General features: G+C 60.8%; 15 protein-coding genes. 3 read left to right on the forward strand and 12 right to left on the reverse strand.

Annotation, left to right across the window (positions count from 1 at the left end; all coding sequences use genetic code 11):
- Nucleotides 1-2: 2 nt before the first annotated feature.
- The 3 genes from ABX75_RS17270 (at nt 3) to ABX75_RS17280 (ending at nt 3,845) form a co-directional block, all read left to right on the forward strand.
- Complete coding sequence (locus ABX75_RS17270) at nt 3-470, forward strand: inhibitor of vertebrate lysozyme family protein (RefSeq protein ID WP_034111150.1); 468 nt, start codon at nt 3-5, stop codon at nt 468-470.
- A 713-nt stretch (nt 471-1,183) separates the two neighbouring features.
- On the forward strand, nt 1,184-2,515 hold the full coding sequence (gene gltP / locus ABX75_RS17275; protein WP_034101729.1) for a glutamate/aspartate:proton symporter GltP: 1,332 nt from the start codon (nt 1,184-1,186) through the stop codon (nt 2,513-2,515).
- A gap of 100 nt (nt 2,516-2,615) precedes the next feature.
- Nucleotides 2,616-3,845: a nucleoside recognition domain-containing protein gene (locus tag ABX75_RS17280; protein ID WP_047882322.1), complete on the forward strand. Its 1,230-nt coding sequence runs from the start codon at nt 2,616-2,618 to the stop codon at nt 3,843-3,845.
- A 91-nt stretch (nt 3,846-3,936) separates the two neighbouring features.
- On the opposite strand, the gene lptE is transcribed toward ABX75_RS17280, so the two are convergent.
- From lptE to ABX75_RS17340, 12 genes are all read right to left on the reverse strand, one after another.
- Nucleotides 3,937-4,548, reverse strand: a complete 612-nt coding sequence (gene lptE / locus ABX75_RS17285) for an LPS assembly lipoprotein LptE (protein ID WP_034101731.1) — start codon at nt 4,546-4,548, stop codon at nt 3,937-3,939.
- Nucleotides 4,545-5,483: an MlaD family protein gene (locus tag ABX75_RS17290; RefSeq protein WP_047882323.1), complete on the reverse strand. Its 939-nt coding sequence runs from the start codon at nt 5,481-5,483 to the stop codon at nt 4,545-4,547. The genes lptE and ABX75_RS17290 overlap by 4 nt, the downstream gene beginning before the upstream one ends.
- A gap of 1 nt (nt 5,484) precedes the next feature.
- A complete protein-coding gene (locus ABX75_RS17295; protein ID WP_034101733.1) occupies nt 5,485-6,288 on the reverse strand; it encodes an ABC transporter ATP-binding protein in 804 nt (267 codons plus the stop codon).
- Complete coding sequence (locus tag ABX75_RS17300) at nt 6,285-7,433, reverse strand: ABC transporter permease (protein ID WP_034101735.1); 1,149 nt, start codon at nt 7,431-7,433, stop codon at nt 6,285-6,287. Before ABX75_RS17300 ends, ABX75_RS17295 begins: the two co-directional genes overlap by 4 nt.
- A gap of 53 nt (nt 7,434-7,486) precedes the next feature.
- Nucleotides 7,487-8,518, reverse strand: a complete 1,032-nt coding sequence (locus ABX75_RS17305; protein WP_034101737.1) for a DUF5924 family protein — start codon at nt 8,516-8,518, stop codon at nt 7,487-7,489.
- Between the two features lie 68 nt (nt 8,519-8,586).
- Nucleotides 8,587-9,972: a pitrilysin family protein gene (locus ABX75_RS17310; protein ID WP_047882324.1), complete on the reverse strand. Its 1,386-nt coding sequence runs from the start codon at nt 9,970-9,972 to the stop codon at nt 8,587-8,589.
- A 57-nt stretch (nt 9,973-10,029) separates the two neighbouring features.
- A complete protein-coding gene (locus tag ABX75_RS17315; RefSeq protein WP_040266485.1) occupies nt 10,030-11,688 on the reverse strand; it encodes a Na/Pi cotransporter family protein in 1,659 nt (552 codons plus the stop codon).
- Between the two features lie 213 nt (nt 11,689-11,901).
- On the reverse strand, nt 11,902-12,669 hold the full coding sequence (locus tag ABX75_RS17320; RefSeq protein WP_034101741.1) for a TerC family protein: 768 nt from the start codon (nt 12,667-12,669) through the stop codon (nt 11,902-11,904).
- A 63-nt stretch (nt 12,670-12,732) separates the two neighbouring features.
- A complete protein-coding gene (locus ABX75_RS17325; protein ID WP_034101743.1) occupies nt 12,733-14,040 on the reverse strand; it encodes a CitMHS family transporter in 1,308 nt (435 codons plus the stop codon).
- Nucleotides 14,041-14,316: 276 nt separating this feature from the next.
- Nucleotides 14,317-16,278: a DUF4105 domain-containing protein gene (locus ABX75_RS17330; RefSeq protein ID WP_047882325.1), complete on the reverse strand. Its 1,962-nt coding sequence runs from the start codon at nt 16,276-16,278 to the stop codon at nt 14,317-14,319.
- Nucleotides 16,275-16,595, reverse strand: a complete 321-nt coding sequence (locus ABX75_RS17335; protein ID WP_034101745.1) for a DUF2388 domain-containing protein — start codon at nt 16,593-16,595, stop codon at nt 16,275-16,277. Before ABX75_RS17335 ends, ABX75_RS17330 begins: the two co-directional genes overlap by 4 nt.
- Nucleotides 16,596-16,621: 26 nt before the next feature.
- Complete coding sequence (locus ABX75_RS17340) at nt 16,622-16,930, reverse strand: DUF2388 domain-containing protein (RefSeq protein WP_034101746.1); 309 nt, start codon at nt 16,928-16,930, stop codon at nt 16,622-16,624.
- Between the last annotated feature and the right edge of the window lie 22 nt (nt 16,931-16,952).

Consider the following 16,952-nt stretch of genomic DNA (forward strand, 5'->3'; position numbering starts at 1 on the left):
ATATGACCACTTTGTCTCTCAAAGCCATTGCTGCCGCCCTGTTGCTGGGCGGTAGCGGTCTGGCGATGGCCGCCAATGACGGCCAGTCGCGGGCTAACGAATTGCTCAGTGCGGACCCGCAATACCGTGAGACCTGGCAAGGCGTGGTGAAGAAAGAAGAGCGCCTGCCGGAATGGGTGATGAACCTAACCGGTACGGCCGAGCAAATGAATGCTGTCGAAGAGGATGGCGACAAGTACTTGGTAGGGCCGCTCTGCGAGACCGCGGACACGTGCCTGAACAAGCGTCTGATCGTCGCTTTCAGCTTTGACAAGGAAGATGCCTACGCCATGTTGGTGGAAGTGCCGGCCGGCCTCCCGGCTGACAAGTCGCCTACGCGGCACGCCGACTACCGCTTTATTGGTAAACCGGACGAAGGCATGCAGAAGCTGCTGATGGAACAGCTCAAGAAAGACCCGAATTGGTACTAGGTTTCGTTTAAAGCGCTTGCTGATAACGGGACCAGCGTCCATAGAAAGAAGATCTTCGCTTCTTTCTTCTGCACGCCCCGCCGCGGGGCGTGCATGACCAGGGGGCCGGGTTGCTCTGATCGATTGGGATCGGCGTGACCTACGGGTACAGGGAGTACCTGCGCAAGGGCCGGGTCAGGCGAAAAGCTGCGACGCAGGTTCACAAGTCGTCGACTTGTTGAACTTGCGGCGGGCTTATGCCTGTTATGCCGCCCGTAGCCCACCATTTTATTTTTGCCTGCCCTCAACCATTACTGAGTGTGTCGCGGCGACCATCTATCGAGAAAGTTTGCAGGGGTCTATAGGACATTTCAGACACTACTGCGCTGAATCCTCAAGCATTTGTGCTGATTCTTCGATCAATGCCTGCAACCCTGCGTGAGCCTGAATTGGCCGTTTCACGGCATATTCGTCGGGCAAAATGTCGCATTTGAACTGACCGTTCGGACAGTTATTATCTAAAAAAGCCATGCCGATTCGGCATAGGGTAGGCGTTTACGGCATTAGACGTCGCCCCCTTGCATGGGAATAGTTGCGCCTTTTTTCGCCTGCCAGTAAGTCATTTCGGCCACGCGGCGGCGACCTTTCATGGAGGCGGATGCTCACACTTTTTCGCTTTCGAGCGTTGCAGCTGGCGCATTTGCCTTAAGTTCACTTGAAGTAAGGGTAATGACATGAAGAAGGCAAAGCTAAGCCTCGCCTGGCAGATCCTCATCGGTTTGGTACTGGGGATCGCAATCGGAGCAGTGCTCAACCATTTCAGTGCTGAAAAGGCCTGGTGGATCAGCAATGTGCTGCAGCCGGCGGGCGATATCTTTATTCGCCTGATCAAGATGATCGTGATCCCGATTGTGATTTCCTCGCTGATCGTCGGTATTGCCGGTGTCGGTGACGCGAAAAAGCTCGGTCGCATCGGCGTCAAAACCATCCTCTACTTCGAAGTGGTCACCACCATTGCCATCGTGGTCGGCTTGTTGCTGGCAAACCTGTTCCACCCCGGTGCCGGGATCGACATGAGTACCCTGGGTACCGTGGACATCTCCAAATACCAGGCGACTGCCGCCGAGGTACAACACGAGCATGCGTTTATCCAGACCATCCTCAACCTGATCCCGTCCAACATCTTCGCCGCCGTCGCCCGTGGCGAAATGCTGCCGATCATCTTCTTCTCCGTGCTGTTCGGCCTGGGCCTGTCGAGCCTCAAGCCGGAGCTGCGCGAGCCGCTGGTGACCATGTTCCAGGGTGTATCCGAGAGCATGTTCAAAGTGACCCACATGATCATGAAATACGCCCCCATCGGTGTATTCGCGCTGATCGCGGTGACTGTGGCCAACTTCGGCTTCGCCTCCCTGCTGCCGCTGGCCAAGTTGGTGATCCTGGTTTATGTCGCCATTCTGTTCTTCGCTTTTGTGATTCTCGGCCTGATCGCGCGCCTGTTCGGTTTCTCGGTGATCAAGCTGATGCGCATCTTCAAGGATGAACTGGTGCTGGCCTACTCCACCGCCAGTTCCGAAACCGTGCTGCCGCGCGTGATCGAGAAGATGGAAGCCTACGGCGCGCCGAAGGCGATCTGCAGCTTTGTGGTGCCGACCGGCTACTCGTTCAACCTCGACGGTTCGACCCTGTACCAGAGCATCGCCGCGATCTTTATCGCCCAGTTGTACGGCATTGACCTGTCAATCGGTCAGCAACTGATGCTGGTACTGACCCTGATGGTCACCTCCAAAGGCATCGCCGGTGTACCGGGCGTGTCCTTCGTGGTGCTGCTGGCCACCCTGGGCAGCGTTGGCATTCCGCTTGAGGGCCTGGCGTTTATTGCCGGTGTCGACCGTGTGATGGACATGGCGCGTACCGCTCTGAACGTGATCGGTAACGCCCTGGCTGTGCTGGTTATCGCCCGTTGGGAAGGCATGTACGACGACGCCAAGGGCGAGCGCTACTGGAATTCCCTGCCGCACTGGCGCAGCAAGGAAGCATTGCCGGTCGGCGAGGTCAGCCGCGGTTGAACCCCCTGAGCTGAACAACGCAAACCCCGGGTAAATCCGGGGTTTGTCGTTTCTGCCGGCCCCGCTATCATTCGCCCCATCATTCGAGGGGATTCAACTGATGCTCAATGGCCTGTGGCTTGGCTTCTTTGTCGTGGCAATGGTGTCAGCACTGGCGCAATGGCTGGTCGGCGGTAACGCTGGGATCTTCGCGGCGATGGTGGAAAGCATTTTCGCCATGGCCAAACTGTCGGTTGAAGTGATGGTGTTGCTGTTCGGCACCCTGACGTTATGGCTGGGCTTTCTGCGCATCGCCGAAAAGGCCGGCATCGTCGATTGGCTGGCCAAGGCCCTCGGCCCGCTGTTTCGTCGCCTGATGCCGGAAGTGCCGGCGGGTCACCCCGCTATCGGTCTGATCACCCTTAACTTCGCCGCCAACGGCCTGGGACTGGACAACGCCGCGACCCCCATCGGCCTCAAAGCCATGAAGGCGTTACAAGAACTCAACCCGCTGCCGACCACCGCGAGCAATGCGCAGATTCTGTTCCTGGTGCTCAATGCCTCGTCGCTGACGCTGTTGCCAGTGACCATCTTCATGTACCGCGCCCAACAAGGCGCCGCCGACCCGACGCTGGTGTTCCTGCCGATTCTGCTGGCGACCAGTGCGTCGACCCTGGTGGGCCTGCTCTCGGTTGCCGCCATGCAGCGCCTGCGGCTGTGGGACCCGGTGGTGTTGGCTTATTTGATTCCAGGCGCGCTGATGTTGGGCGGCTTCATGGCATTGCTGGCGACCCTGTCCGCCACGGCACTGGCCGGGTTGTCATCGATTCTCGGCAACCTGACCCTGTTCGGCCTGATCATGCTGTTCCTGCTGATCGGCGCGTTGCGCAAGGTGAAGGTGTACGAAGCATTTGTCGAAGGTGCCAAAGAAGGCTTCGATGTCGCCAAGAACCTGCTGCCGTACCTGGTGGCGATGCTGTGTGCGGTGGGCGTATTACGTGCCTCCGGCGCGCTGGATTTCGGCCTGGAAGGGATTCGCCATGTGGTGGCGTGGACGGGCATGGACACGCGCTTTGTCGATGCCTTGCCGACTGCAATGGTCAAGCCGTTCTCCGGCAGTGCCGCGCGGGCAATGCTGATCGAGACCATGCAGACCCAAGGCGTGGACAGCTTCCCGGCGCTGGTGGCCGCGACGATTCAGGGCAGTACCGAAACCACCTTCTATGTGTTGGCGGTGTACTTTGGTTCGGTCGGTATCCAGCGCGCGCGGCATGCGGTGGGTTGTGCGTTGCTGGCGGAGTTTGCCGGCGTCGTGGCGGCTATCTCGGTGTGCTACTGGTTCTTTGGCTGAGACTTAGATAGCTATCGGGGGCAAGCCCCTCCCACCCATTGACCTGTGAATACATTCAAATGTGGGAGGGGGCTTGCCCCCGATGACGCCCTCAGCGCTTCACGCCCCGGTTGCCCTGAGCCACCACCCAATCCACCACCTGCTTGTTCAACTGATCCCCTGCCTGGCCAAACGCAGCCACCACCCCTGGCACCTGGGTATCGCTCACCGGCTGGCGCACTTCAAAGCGCCGACTGGCCAGAATCCGTTGATCGCTCCCACGTACCAGGCGTGCGTCCAGGCGAATCACCACCTCCACTGCACTGCCTCGGTATTGGCTCTGAAACGCCTGCAACTGCCCGCCCAGCTCATAGTCGGCCTGCAGGTTGGTGTCATCGGTGCTGAGCAGCGTGACCCGGCCATCGCGCTGGAAGCCGTCGAGCAGGCGATTACGCAACAGCACTGGCGCCGGATCGCTCCAGCGCGAGTTCGCGTAGCTGCTGATCAAGTCGCCATTGGGCACCACGGCAATGCGCGGGCTGTCGAGAAATTCGCTGGTTTGCGGCTTGGTCACGCGTAGCGACCAACTCACCGGAGTGCCTTGGCTGGTGGCTTGGGCCGAAGCCAGGCGGTACACGTCGGACGGGTCGGCTTTGGGCAGGATCGAGCACGCGCTGATCAGCGCCAAGGCCACAGGGACGATCAGTTGATATGCACGCTTCATGGCGTGAACTCCTTGTTCTTGTCGCTGCCCAGCAGGTAGCCGCTGGGGTTGGCCTCCAGGCGGCGGGAGATGGCACGCAGCGAGCCGAGGGTTTCGCGCAGTTCGCGCACGGCCGGCGCCAGTTCGTTGAGCCCTTGCATGCCGCTGTTGACCGAATCCTTGTTGTTGGTCAGCAAGGTATTAATGGTGGCGGTGCTTTGCTCAAGGGACTTCATGGCCTGTTCGGCGCTGCCGAAGGCTTGCTTGCCCTGCTCGTTCAACAGGCCATTGGCATTGCGCATCAGCACGGTGGTCTGCTCCAGCGCGGCGTTTGCCTGTTTGCTCACTTGCATCAGCTGCTGCATCACAACCTTGATATCGCCACGCTGGTCAGCGATGGCGCCGGTCGTTTGTTCCAGATGTGCAAGGGTATTGCTCAAGTGCTCGACGTTTTCCGCGGAGAACATGCTGTTGGCGTTGTGCAGCAGCACGTTGATGCTGGTCATCAGATCATTGCTGTTGTTAAGCAAGCGCGCGATGGGCGAAGGTGAGGCGATGATTTCCGGCAGGTTGCCATTTTTGCCTTTGAGTTCGGGGCTTTGCGGCGTGCCGCCACTGAGCTGGATGATCGAGGTACCGGTGATGCCGGTCAGCGCGAGTTTGGCCTGGGTGTCTTCCTTGATCGGCGTCTGCCCGGCCAGGCGAATACGGGCGAGGACGCGACGCGGGTCTTTTGGGTCCAGGCGCAGGCTGATCACATCGCCCACCTTGATCCCGCTGTATTGCACCGCACTGCCTTGGGACAGACCGCTGACCGCTTCATTGAAGACCACTTCGTAATCCTGGAACGCGCTGTCGACGCTGGACTTGGCCAGCCACAAGCCAAACAGCATGGCGCCGACCACCACGATCACGCTGAACAGTCCGATCATCACATGATGGGCTCGGGTTTCCATGTCATACCTCGTTGAGCGATTGAGCGGCATCCAATGCCGCGCGGCCACGGGGGCCGTGGAAATATTCGTGAATCCACGCGTCGTCCGTTTCCGAGACGACATCGATAGCATCGGCCACCAGCACTTTTTTCTGCGCCAGTACCGCCACGCGGTCGGTGATGGTGTACAGCGTGTCCAGGTCGTGGGTCACCAGGAACACGCTCAAGCCCAGCGCGTCGCGCAGGGTCAGGATCAGTTGATCGAATTGCGCCGCGCCGATCGGGTCGAGGCCCGCGGTGGGTTCATCAAGGAACAGGATGTCTGGGTCCAGCGCCAAGGCCCGGGCCAGAGCGGCGCGTTTGATCATGCCGCCGGACAACGAGGCCGGGTACTTGTCGGCCGCCGACAGCGGCAGCCCGGCCAGCGCCAGTTTCACCGCAGCCAAATGCTCGGCATCGGCGCGGCTCAGGCCCGCATGTTCGATCAGTGGCAGGGCGACGTTCTCGGTCACCGTCAGCGAGGAAAACAGCGCGCCCTTTTGGAACAGCACGCCGAAGCGCCGTTCCACCAGGGAACGCTCCTGTTCCGGCAGGCTCGGCAGGTTCTTGCCGAACACCCGCACTTCACCCTCGTTTGGCCGGCGCAGGCCGACGATACTGCGCAGCAGCACCGACTTACCGCTGCCGGAACCGCCCACCACCGCGAGGATTTCACCTTTATACAAGTCCAGATCGAGGTTCTCGTGCACGCGCTGACTGCCAAAGCGATTGCACAGGCCGCGCACCTCAATCACCGCCTCGGCGGGTGCCCGGTGTAGACGGCTCACCAGCTCATCTCCATGAAGAACAGAGCCGCGACCGCATCCAGCAAGATCACCACGAAAATCGATTGCACCACGCTGGAGGTGGTGTGGGCACCGACCGACTCAGCACTGCCGCTGACCTTGAAGCCCTCCAGGCAGCCAATCGCCGCGATCAGGAAAGCGAATATCGGGGCTTTCACCATGCCCACCAGGAAATGTTGAACCCCAATGTCCGATTGCAACAGCGAAAGGAACATCGCCGGTGAAATATCCAAGGCCACGGCGCATACCACGCCACCGCCGACAATCCCCGAGAGCATCGCCAGAAACGTCAGCATCGGCAGCGCCACCAGCAGCGCCAGCACGCGGGGCAGCACCAGCAGCTCCATCGGGTCTAGCCCCAGGGTGCGGATAGCGTCGATTTCTTCGTTGGCCTTCATCGAGCCGATTTGTGCGGTAAACGCACTGGCCGTGCGGCCGGCGATCAGGATCGCCGTCAGCAGCACGCCGAATTCCCGTAGGAAAGAGAACGCCACCAGGTCCACGGTAAAAATCGTCGCGCCAAAGCTTTTGAGCACGGTGGCACCGAGAAAGGCCACTACGGCGCCGACCAGGAAGGTCAACAAGGCCACGATGGGGGCGGCATCCAGGCCGACCTGTTCGAGGTGGGCAACCATGGGCGTAATGCGCCAGCGCTTGGGCCGGAACAGGCTGCGGGCGAAGGTTTCGAGGATCAGGCCGATAAAGCCCAGCAGTTTCTTGCTGTCCTGCCACACCTTGTCCACCGCTGCACCGATACGCGCCAGCACCTGAATACCGGTAGCTTCTTCGGGGGCCTTGTCCGGCACGCAGAAGTCGTTGAGGGAGCGATACACGGTTTTAAGCAGTGCGCGGTCGGCGGTGGACAGGCTGCAATCGGTCTGCTCGGCGGATTGCTCGATGCGGGTCGGCCCGAGCAGTTCCACCAGCAGTGACGCGCCAGCAGTGTCCAGGGCGCCGAGGCCATTGAGGTCGATGCGCGCGCCGGCGTCGTATTGGCCGTCGAGCTTGTCCGACAGCTTTTTCAGGCTGGCGTAGTGGGCAAGCGTCCAGTCCCCCGTAATCCTGAGTAACGGAGGGGCGGTGGACGTATCGAGATGGGCGGCGCCGGCCGTGGTGTGGGTGGTCATAAGCTCCGAGCTTGTTTGCTATCCACAAGTCCTACGTAATAGCACGAAGCAGCCTACTGTGGGTTGTCCGTTTGTGCTGCGTCGGTGACTTTAAAGCGCAGCACGCCGATCACTTGTCCGTCTTCGGTGAGCACCCTCACCTGCCAGCGCCCTACGGAGTCGGCCGGGAAGTTCTGCTTGTGGGTCCAGGCGCGGTAGCCCTCTTTGCGTCCGCCGTGAATATCCAGGGCGATACGGTCCACTTCTTTGCCGTTGAGTTTCCACACATGGTAGATACGCTCGTCCAGCCCCCGCGGCGCGTTGATCGCGGTGTAGGCATACAGCCCACCGTTGCGCAGTTGCGCGGCGCTGACTTGTTTGAGGTCGTCGCCCGGGGTGCGGTCCTGCAACTGCGTGCTGATGGCCACCTCGGTCATCCACAGCGTGGCCGGCGGCACCCAACTGCGCAGCAGCCAACCCGCCGCGCCGATGGCGGCCGTGACCCCAAGCAGCATCGCCCAGCCCTTGAGACTGCGCAGCGGCAGGCTCACGGCCAGGCTCGGAATCGACAAGGCCATGGCCACGCCGAGGGCGAGTTTGTAACTCTCGGCGGTGGTCAGGTGCAGGATGATCGGCAGTGCAGTGAGCAGCGCGGCGAACAGGGTCAGGGTGTGCAAGGCCAGGAACAGCGAACGCTTGGGCGCCAGCCACTTGTAGTACAGCGGGTCGATGATCGACACCAGCGCCGCGGCGCCGAGCAGCCCTGTAAATATCGATTGGCCGCTGTTCCAGGCCGTGGTGATGAAAAAGAACGGCAGCACGAAGAACAGACTTTCCTGGTGGATCATCTGGGTCGCATAGCGCAGCAGAGGTTCGGGAATTTCCCGTTTGAAGAGTTTGGTGAACAGCTGCGTGAAGCTGTTTTCGAGCATCAGCCATAGCCAGCTCACCAGCATGATCACCGCGATCCAACTGGCCATGCCCTGCTGACGGTCCACCAGGATGAAACTGCACACCCCCGAGATAAAACCACCGAGTGCGATCACCCCTGGGTAGCGCTTCATCAGTTCAAGGATGCGCTGGATATAGTGAGTCAGGTTTGGCATTCGGCGATTCGCAGTGTGTGTAGGAAAAATCCCAGACAGAATAACGTCTTAGCCGGGTGTTCGGTGCGTCATTGCACAACCCGTTTGCGATAACGCCGCACGCTTATCCACAGGATCGCGATCACCCCCAGCAGCCCGACGCCGAGCCCACTCAGGCTGTCGTAGCTCAACAGTGGTTTTTCGATGCGCCAGTAGCCGGGTTGCTTGAGCAACTCGCGCAGCGTCTGGTTGGCCTCGTCCAGTTTGACGGCCTTGATGCGTTTGGCAGGGTCGCTGAAATGGCCGTTGTCATAGTCGCTGGTGGCGCTCCAATAATAGTCGGCCAGCGCGCTGTTGCCCTGCACAGCCCAGGCTTGTCGGGCAATGGCCGCTTGTTGCAGGCGCGCAAAGGTGGCCGGGGCCAGGCCGTCTTTGAGCAATTGCGTCTTGAGGTCTTGCAGTACCTGTTCGGCTTCGCTGAGGTCTTCCCGTTCCAGGTCTGCGTTCAGGCTCAGAAAACCGACGCCGCCGAGCACTTCGCGTTCGGCCCAGGGGCCGTAGGACAGACCATGTTTGAGGCGCAGTTGGCGGTACAGCGCCCAGTCCAAGTAGTCCTTGAGCAGGTCGTAGGTTTCATCGTGCTGGTCGTCCAGCACCGGTTCCGGCAGCAGCCAGTGCAGTTTGACGCTGTTGCCCAGCCATCCGTGGATCAGTTCGCGATGGGCGGCGGCGGCCTGTTGGATCTGCGGCAGCGGTAAATGGTCGCTGGGCTCGACCGGCGTCAATTGGCCGTAGGTGCGTTCCAGATAGGCCGGCAGCAGTTTGTCGAGATCGCCGACGACGATCAGCGTCATGTTGTTGGGGGCGTACCAGTCCTTGCGCAGTTTTTGCAATTGATCACGGGTCAGGTGATTGACCTCGGCGCGTTCGGCACATTTAAGTCCCAGCTCGACGGCCAGTTGATTGCTGGCGGTGTGGCCCAGGTCCTGGCGGTCAAGCAGGCGTTGCAGGCGTGAGTAGTGGCCGCCGTCCTCACGTTCCACCACCTGTTTGGCTGCATTGATATGGGCGTCGGTCAGCTCGGTACGGGTGAGGATCGCCAGCAGCAGGTCCAGCACTTTGCGCTGGTTATAGGCGGGCGCTTCGATCACGAAGGTGGTATCGGCGTTGCTGGTGTAGGCATTCCATTCGCCGCCCAGGGCTTGCATGCGTTCTTCCAGATTGCCTTCGCCGCCGCCATCGATGCCGCTGAACAGCAGGTGTTCAAACAGATGTGGCAGCTCTTTGTCCTCGCACCGGAAGTCATCCAGGCCCACACCCACCACCAGGCGAATCGCCACATGCCCGCGCTCGGTACCCGGTTTGAGCAGCAGTTGCAGGCCGTTGGGCAAGGTGTAGCCCTCGACTTGCAGGCGGTCAAAGGCAAAGGCGTGAGCGGCGCCCATCAGCAGGCAGGCGAATAACAGGCGACGCATAACTGGCTTCCTGGCGAGTGAGGTCAGTTGTAACTGACTTCACGGGCCATCGTACGTTCAGGGTGAATGCGTGATGTCGGCAATATCTTCGGCCGAGAGTGCGCCGGTGTCGGACGTTTCCAACACCACATACGCACTGCTGCAAAACAACGAGTTCAGGCGCTTCATGTCGGCAATCAGCTCCAGATGCAGGGAACTGGTCTCCAGGCTTTGTACGATCTTGCGCTGCAGACGGCTGACATGGGCATGGGCCAGGCGCCGCTCCTGGGCGCGGAAGCGGCGCTTCTCACGCAGCAGCTGGCGCGCGCTGTGGGGGTCGGCGCTGAGAAACACCGACAGCCCCAGGCGCAGATTGGCGATCAACTGGCTGTGCAGGTCGGTGAGTTCTTCCAGGCCCACCTCCGAGAACTGCCGGCGCTGGGAGGTCTTCTGCTGCTGGACCTTGCGCAGCATGCGTTCGATCAAGTCGCCGGCCAGCTTGAGGTTGATCGATAGCTCGATGATTTCGGCCCAGCGGCGGCTGTCTTGTTCGCTGAGGTCTTCGCGGGGCATTTGCGCCAGGTAGAGCTTGATGGCGCTGTAGAGCGCTTCAACGTCATCGCTGAGGCTGCGCATTTCCTGGGTGATGGCCGTCTGTTTGCCGCGCAGTACTTCCTGCATGGCGGTGAGCATATTGTCGATCAGGTCACCCAGGCGCAGGGTTTCTCGCGCGGCGTTGGCTAGCGCCAAGCTGGGAGTGGTGAGGGCGGTAGGGTCCAGATGCCGTGGTTTGGCTTTGCCATTTACCTCTTCTCGCTCCGGCAGCAGCCACGCGCACAGGCGTGCCATCGGGCCGATGGTGGGCAGCAGGATCAGGCAGCGGCTGACGTTGTAGAGCAAATGAAAGGTGATGACCATGCCCTGGGCGCTGTAGTCCAGGTTATCCATCCAGCGTACGAGCGGGTCGAGCACCGGGATGATCAGCAGCAGGCCGATCAGTTTGTACAGCAAGCTCCCTAGGGCGACCTGGCGACCGGCCGCGTTCTGCATGCTGGTACTGAGAAATGCCAGTATGCCGCTGCCGATATTGGCGCCGATCACCAGGCCGATTGCCACATGCAGGCCGATCACGCCGGCGCCGGCCAGGGTGGCGGTCAGCAGCACCGCGGCGAGACTGGAGTAGGAAATCATGGCGAACAAGGCGCCGACCAAGGCGTCGAGCAGGATGTCGCCGGTCAGCGACGCAAACACGACTTTGACCCCCTGGGCATGGGTAATCGGTCCCGCCGCTTCGACGATCAATTGCAGCGCCAGGATGATCAGCCCCAGGCCGATGCCCACCCGACCCAACTGCCCTGCCCGCGTCTGTTTGCGCGACAGGAAGAAAATCACCCCGAGAAAAATCAACAGCGGCGACAGCCAGGAAAGATCAAAGGTGAGCACCCGCGCCATCAAGGCTGTGCCGACGTCGGCGCCGAGCATGGTGGCCATGGCCGGCATCAGCCCCATCAGGCCCTGGCCGACGAATGATGTCACCAGCATCGCCGTGGCGTTGCTGCTCTGCACCATGGCGGTCACCAGAATGCCGGCGATAAACGCCAGCCAGCGCTTGGCCATGTTCTGACCGATGACGTGGCGCAAGTTGGAACCGTAGACCCGCAGGATGCCGGTTCGGACGATGTGCGTGCCCCAGATCAGCAGGGTCACGGCGGAAAGCAGATTGAGCAAGGTCAGCATGCTCGGCCCCCCGTGTGGGTGGGCTCCAGAAGGAGCCAATGAGAATTGCCGCGTGCCGTTCTACGTCTTGTACTTAAGCTGTAGTTGGCGAATGGGCTCGGCGCCAGCATCGCATAGCTAAAGTGGGGATTGAAACAAAACTGTCATGAAATCAGCTTTTTGCGATGTAAAAAAAACGGGGCGCGAAGGCCCCGTTTTTGTTCAGGCTCGGGTTTACTGACCCGGAATGTCCTTGCGCAGTTTCACCGGATCCTGCTGCTTTTTCTTTTTCGCGATGGCGGTGCGCATCTTGATGTTTACCGCTTCCACCGCCAACGAGAACGCCATGGCGAAGTAGACGTAACCCTTCGGCACATGCACATCGAAGGATTCGGCGATCAGCACGGTACCCACCACCAGCAGGAACGACAGCGCGAGCATTTTCAATGACGGGTGCTTATCGATGAACTCGCTGATCTTGCCGGCCGCCAGCATCATCACCAGTACGGCGACGACGATCGCGGCGACCATGACCGGCACATGGGACACCATGCCGACCGCAGTGATCACCGAGTCCAGGGAGAACACGATGTCGATGATCGCGATCTGGATGATGGTGTAGATGAACTTGCCACCGGCGCCCTTGGGCTCCTCGTGGGTTTCGTCTTCGCCTTCCAGCGCGTGGTACATCTCTTGGGAGCTTTTCCACAGCAGGAACAGGCCACCGAAGAACAGAATCAGGTCGCGACCGGAAATGCCCTGGCCGAGGACCACAAAAAGGTCGGCGGTCAATTGCATCACCCAAGTGATCGACAGCAGCAGCATGATGCGCGTGACCATTGCCAGCGCCAGGCCGAAAATCCGGGTGCGCGCTTGCATGTGCTTGGGCATGCGGCTGACCAGGATCGAAATCATGATGATGTTATCGATGCCCAGGACGATCTCAAGGGCCGTCAGGGTGAAGAAGGCAATCCAGATCTCCGGATTGGTCAGCCATTCCATGTGTATTCCTTTGCGCAAGTGTTGAACCGCGCCGGTATGGAACCGGCACAGTGGGTTGTACGGTTATAGAGTGCTGAACAGCGGAAAAATCCCCATCAGCAAGGCGGCGAACATTATGCACAGGCACACCAGCACTGCCCACTTCAACGTAAAGCGCTGGTGATCGCCAAATTCGATACCGGCCAGGGCCACCAGCAGGTAGGTCGAGGGGACCAACGGGCTGAGCAAGTGCACGGGTTGACCAACGATGGAAGCGCGGGCCATTTCCACGGCGGTGATGCCATAGTGGCTGGCGGCTTCGGCGAGTACTGGCAGTACGCCGTAGTAGAACGCATCGTTGGACATGAAGAACGTGAACGGCATGCTCACCAGCGCGGTGATCACCGCCAGGTACGGGCCCAACGCTTCAGGGATGACCGCCAGCAGGCTCTTGGACATAGCATCGACCATGCCGGTACCCGACAGAATGCCGGTGAAAATGCCCGCCGCGAAGATCAGCCCCACCACCGCCAGCACGCTGCCGGCGTGAGCGGCGACGCGGTCTTTCTGCTGTTGCAGGCACGGATAGTTGACGATCATCGCGATGCTGAACGCCACCATGAACAGCACCGGCAGCGGCAACAGACCTGCAATCAGAGTGCACATCAGCGCCAGGGTCAGGGCGCCGTTGAACCAGATCAGCTTCGGACGGCGAGCGTCCGGGTACTGCGACACACTGATCTCGCTGTGGTCGATTTCGTCGCCTTGCAGGTGCAGTTCACCCAAGCGCGCACGTTCGCGCTTGCCGTACATGTAAGCGATCACCAGGATCGCCACCACGCCGGCGGCCATGGCGGGGATCATGGGTACGAAAATATCCGACGGGTCCACATGCAGCGCACTGGCGGCGCGGGCGGTGGGGCCGCCCCAGGGGGTCATGTTCATCACGCCACCGGCGAGGATGATCAGGCCGGCCATGATCCGCGGGCTCATGCCGATGCGCTGGTACAGCGGCAGCATGGCGGCTACGCAGATCATGTACGTGGTGGCGCCGTCACCGTCGAGGGACACCACCAGGGCCAGCACCGCGGTGCCGACCGAGACTTTCAGCGGGTCGCCCTTGACCATTTTGAGGATCTTGCGCACGGCCGGGTCGAACAGGCCGGAGTCGATCATCAAGGCAAAGTAGAGGATGGCGAACATCAGCATCACGCCGGTCGGCGCGAGCTTGGTGATGCCTTCGAGCATCATCGGGCCGATCTTCGGCGCGAAGCCACCGAACAGCGCGAACAGGATCGGCACAATGATCAAGGCGATCAGCGCGGACAAGCGCTTGGTCATGATCAGGAACATGAACGTGATGACCATGGCAAAGCCAAGGAAAGTCAGCATAGGAATACTCCAGGCGTAGCGCGGCTAGGGAATGGCGAACCGGAACGGTTCAGCGCAGAACGGCAGTCACGAGGCTTACGGGCGGAGTGGGAGTGAACAGGCGGGTACGGACGAACATCGGGGATCACCATTGTTGTTGTGTACAGCCGGTCTGTTGCCGGCAGTTGGGGGCGATCCTAGACGCGTAAGCTTTCAGCCAGCTTTCGCTGGCAAAACAGTTGTCGGTGGGAAGACGCGCGGTATTCAGGGGAACGCATGTCAACAATCGCGGGGGCTTCAGGGCAGTTCGAGGCCGCCCGCTGCCTTGTGCAGACTGCGCAGATGTTCTCCGACTTGCTTGAGGTTGGCTTCACAGGCTGCAATCTCGGCGGCACGGGACGGATCCAGCAGCGCCCTCACCTCTTTGTCCAACTCGCCGGTCAGCGACTGCAACTGCTTCTGGCGCTCGGCACTTTCCGACTCCAGGCGCGTGGCTTCCGACGGCTGCGGCAGACCGTAGCCGCCACTGCCCAGCAGTTCAGCCGGGCGACTGAGAAAGCCGCTGTTGGCAAGGATCTGCTGCAACGTAGCGTTGGCTTTCTCCATGCCGCCGTTTTTCAACTCGCGGGCGCCGAGGTAACGCTGCTTGACCTCATCCTGGGCCAGCATCAGCTGTTTACGGAAGCTCGCCTGTTCCAACAGCAGCAACGCCGCACTGGTGCGCAGATCGGCCTGGTTGAACCACACGCGACGTTGCTCGGCGCTGAGGGAGAGCCAGTCTTCAACCTGAGTCTGTTTGATCGGCAGATGTTTGCGCAGCACGTCGAACATGGCCTGATAGCGTTCGCGGAAGGAGTCGAAGTGATACCCCAGGCGCAGCGCTTCACGTTTGTTGTCCAGCACGCTGGTATCGGCCAGACCGCGAGCCTGCAGTACTTCCAGCAAACCATTGGGGGTGATGTTGTCCAGGCCGGTCAGCTGCGGATTGGCGCTGCCGCTGCGCAACAGTTTCAGGCTTTCCACGGCACAGTTATTGGACAGGAAGAAATAGTTGCCGTCGTAGCTCCAGTGCATTTCAGCAGCGTGCTCGACGGTTTCGTTGATCTCCCGGCGCGTGAGTTTCAGCGGGACGGAGGCCAGGCCGCGCAGTTCGGTCTTGGTGTATTCATCGATCACCTGCGCCAGCGGCAATACGAACAGCCGTGACGGGTATTTGCCCACCAGACCGTCCCAGCTCGACAGTTGCACGTCACCGACGAAAGCGCGGTAGGACAGCACCAGGTGCTGGTCCAGATCCAGCCGACAGTCCGGCCCACGCGGGCGGCCCGGGGCGCAGATCACCAGACGCAACATGCTGTGGCCCCAACGGCTCACTAGGTTCTGGTTGGCTTCGGCCAGCAAGTAATCAATCTGGTACACCCGCTCGGGATCGATATGGCCCAGCGGCGTTTTGGCGAAATCGTTGCCGGCATTGAGAAACGCGTAAGTCTTGGCGCAGGCATCCTGTTCGGGCGGGGCCCAGCCGAAGTGATCGCGGTAGTAACGGAACAGTGCCGGGCGCCGGCAAGCGTAGCTCGGGTCGAGGAGGAAGTACTCCATATTGACCGCGACGAATTCCAGCGGGCTGGTGGTTTCGTACAGGTCAGGGCTGCGCACCACCTGGCGGTTATGTTGTTCGCGTTCGCCGCGCCTGCCGACGTATTGTGGCCAGCCGGCGAGGTCGAGCAATCGCGGGTCATCGCTGAGGGTGAAGCGCCGGTCGTTCTGGCCACGGCACTGATCCGGCAGGCCGATCACGCCGGTGATGCTGTTCTGGCGACTGCAGCGCTGGATCAGCCTGCGTTCGTCTTCGGGCCACAGGCGCGCGCGATCATAGATGTGAGTCAGTTCATGCAGGACCGTGGCCAGCATTTCCCGGCGCACGGTGCCGTGGGGGCGATTGGTTTTATGCGTGGCGGCGCTGCCGTCGGTCAGGCTGGCCAACAGGTTGCGGTTGAGGTCCAGCTCAGACACTAGGGAGGCTTGGCCGTAAGCGTTTGCAGGCATCTGGTCGGTCCAGCCGACATCGATGCGTCGGTCCAGTTGCTCGATAAAGCGCGGCGGCAATGAGCGCATCGCGTCATCGAGCAATGCCTGGCTGGCCTGCTGTTCAGCCGGGCTCAAGCCCTCGGTCTTGAGCCGCAGTTGCAGGCTGGCCTGGGCAGCGCTGGCGCATAGCAGCACAGTCCCGGCCAGGAGCCAGGCCGCGAGGCGCCTCACAGTGCGAGGATGGCTTCGGCGAGAGTCTGATCGCTGGCATCGCGTGCTTCAGGCAGGCGGGTTCGAAGAGTATCGAAGGCGGCCTCCAGTTGCGCGCCACGGATTTCGCCGTTGGTGGCGACAAAACTGGCGGCGTCGTCGTGGGCTTCGCGTACGACCTTGGAGTCGCGGATGGAGGTGGTGGTGTCCGAGGTGAAATCAATGGTGCGACCGGAGGCGCGCACAATGATGTTACTGGTGGCCACCAGGGTATGCGCCTGGGCAACATCGGCCAACAACAGCAGGCCAAGGGTGGCGACGATCAGCGGGCTACGCATGGAATGACTCCGAAATACAAAGGTGATTATTGGACGAGAATTGCTTTCGCCAGTTCAAGGTCGCTGGCGTTAAGTTTTGGCTGGCTGTGGCGCAGGTAATCCAGCGCCGATTCCAGCCGTGCTCCCCGCCACTGGCCGTCAGTGGCAATGAAAGCGGCGGCATCATCCTGGGCCGCCATGACGACTTTTCTGTCGAAAGGTGCGGAGGTCACTTTGCTGGTCGCGTACGCGCTCGCGACGGTGCCCTGAATGGTCACGTCAAAAGCAGAGGCAATGGGCGACCAACTGGCAGAAAACAACATAGGGACGATGAGCAAACGGTATGAAAAAGCCATAGGACTCGACAACTGAAAACGA

Source organism: Pseudomonas sp. ARP3 (genome assembly GCF_001029595.1).
Taxonomy (GTDB): Bacteria; Pseudomonadota; Gammaproteobacteria; order Pseudomonadales; family Pseudomonadaceae; genus Aquipseudomonas; species Aquipseudomonas rhodesiae.

Excerpts from the sequence above, each read along its gene's own strand:
- ABX75_RS17270 (WP_034111150.1), top strand. The coding sequence starts at position 3 with ATGACCACTTTGTCTCTCAAAGCCATTGCTGCCGCCCTGTTGCTGGGC.
- lptE (WP_034101731.1), bottom strand. The coding sequence starts at position 4,548 with ATGAAGCGTGCATATCAACTGATCGTCCCTGTGGCCTTGGCGCTGATC.
- ABX75_RS17320 (WP_034101741.1), bottom strand. The coding sequence starts at position 12,669 with ATGGAATGGCTGACCAATCCGGAGATCTGGATTGCCTTCTTCACCCTG.
- ABX75_RS17335 (WP_034101745.1), bottom strand. The coding sequence starts at position 16,595 with ATGCGTAGCCCGCTGATCGTCGCCACCCTTGGCCTGCTGTTGTTGGCC.
- ABX75_RS17315 (WP_040266485.1), bottom strand. The coding sequence starts at position 11,688 with ATGCTGACCTTGCTCAATCTGCTTTCCGCCGTGACCCTGCTGATCTGG.
- ABX75_RS17325 (WP_034101743.1), bottom strand. The coding sequence starts at position 14,040 with ATGCTGACTTTCCTTGGCTTTGCCATGGTCATCACGTTCATGTTCCTG.
- ABX75_RS17300 (WP_034101735.1), bottom strand. The coding sequence starts at position 7,433 with ATGACCACCCACACCACGGCCGGCGCCGCCCATCTCGATACGTCCACC.
- ABX75_RS17280 (WP_047882322.1), top strand. The coding sequence starts at position 2,616 with ATGCTCAATGGCCTGTGGCTTGGCTTCTTTGTCGTGGCAATGGTGTCA.
- ABX75_RS17305 (WP_034101737.1), bottom strand. The coding sequence starts at position 8,518 with ATGCCAAACCTGACTCACTATATCCAGCGCATCCTTGAACTGATGAAG.
- gltP (WP_034101729.1), top strand. The coding sequence starts at position 1,184 with ATGAAGAAGGCAAAGCTAAGCCTCGCCTGGCAGATCCTCATCGGTTTG.
- ABX75_RS17310 (WP_047882324.1), bottom strand. The coding sequence starts at position 9,972 with ATGCGTCGCCTGTTATTCGCCTGCCTGCTGATGGGCGCCGCTCACGCC.
- ABX75_RS17340 (WP_034101746.1), bottom strand. The coding sequence starts at position 16,930 with ATGGCTTTTTCATACCGTTTGCTCATCGTCCCTATGTTGTTTTCTGCC.
- ABX75_RS17290 (WP_047882323.1), bottom strand. The coding sequence starts at position 5,483 with ATGGAAACCCGAGCCCATCATGTGATGATCGGACTGTTCAGCGTGATC.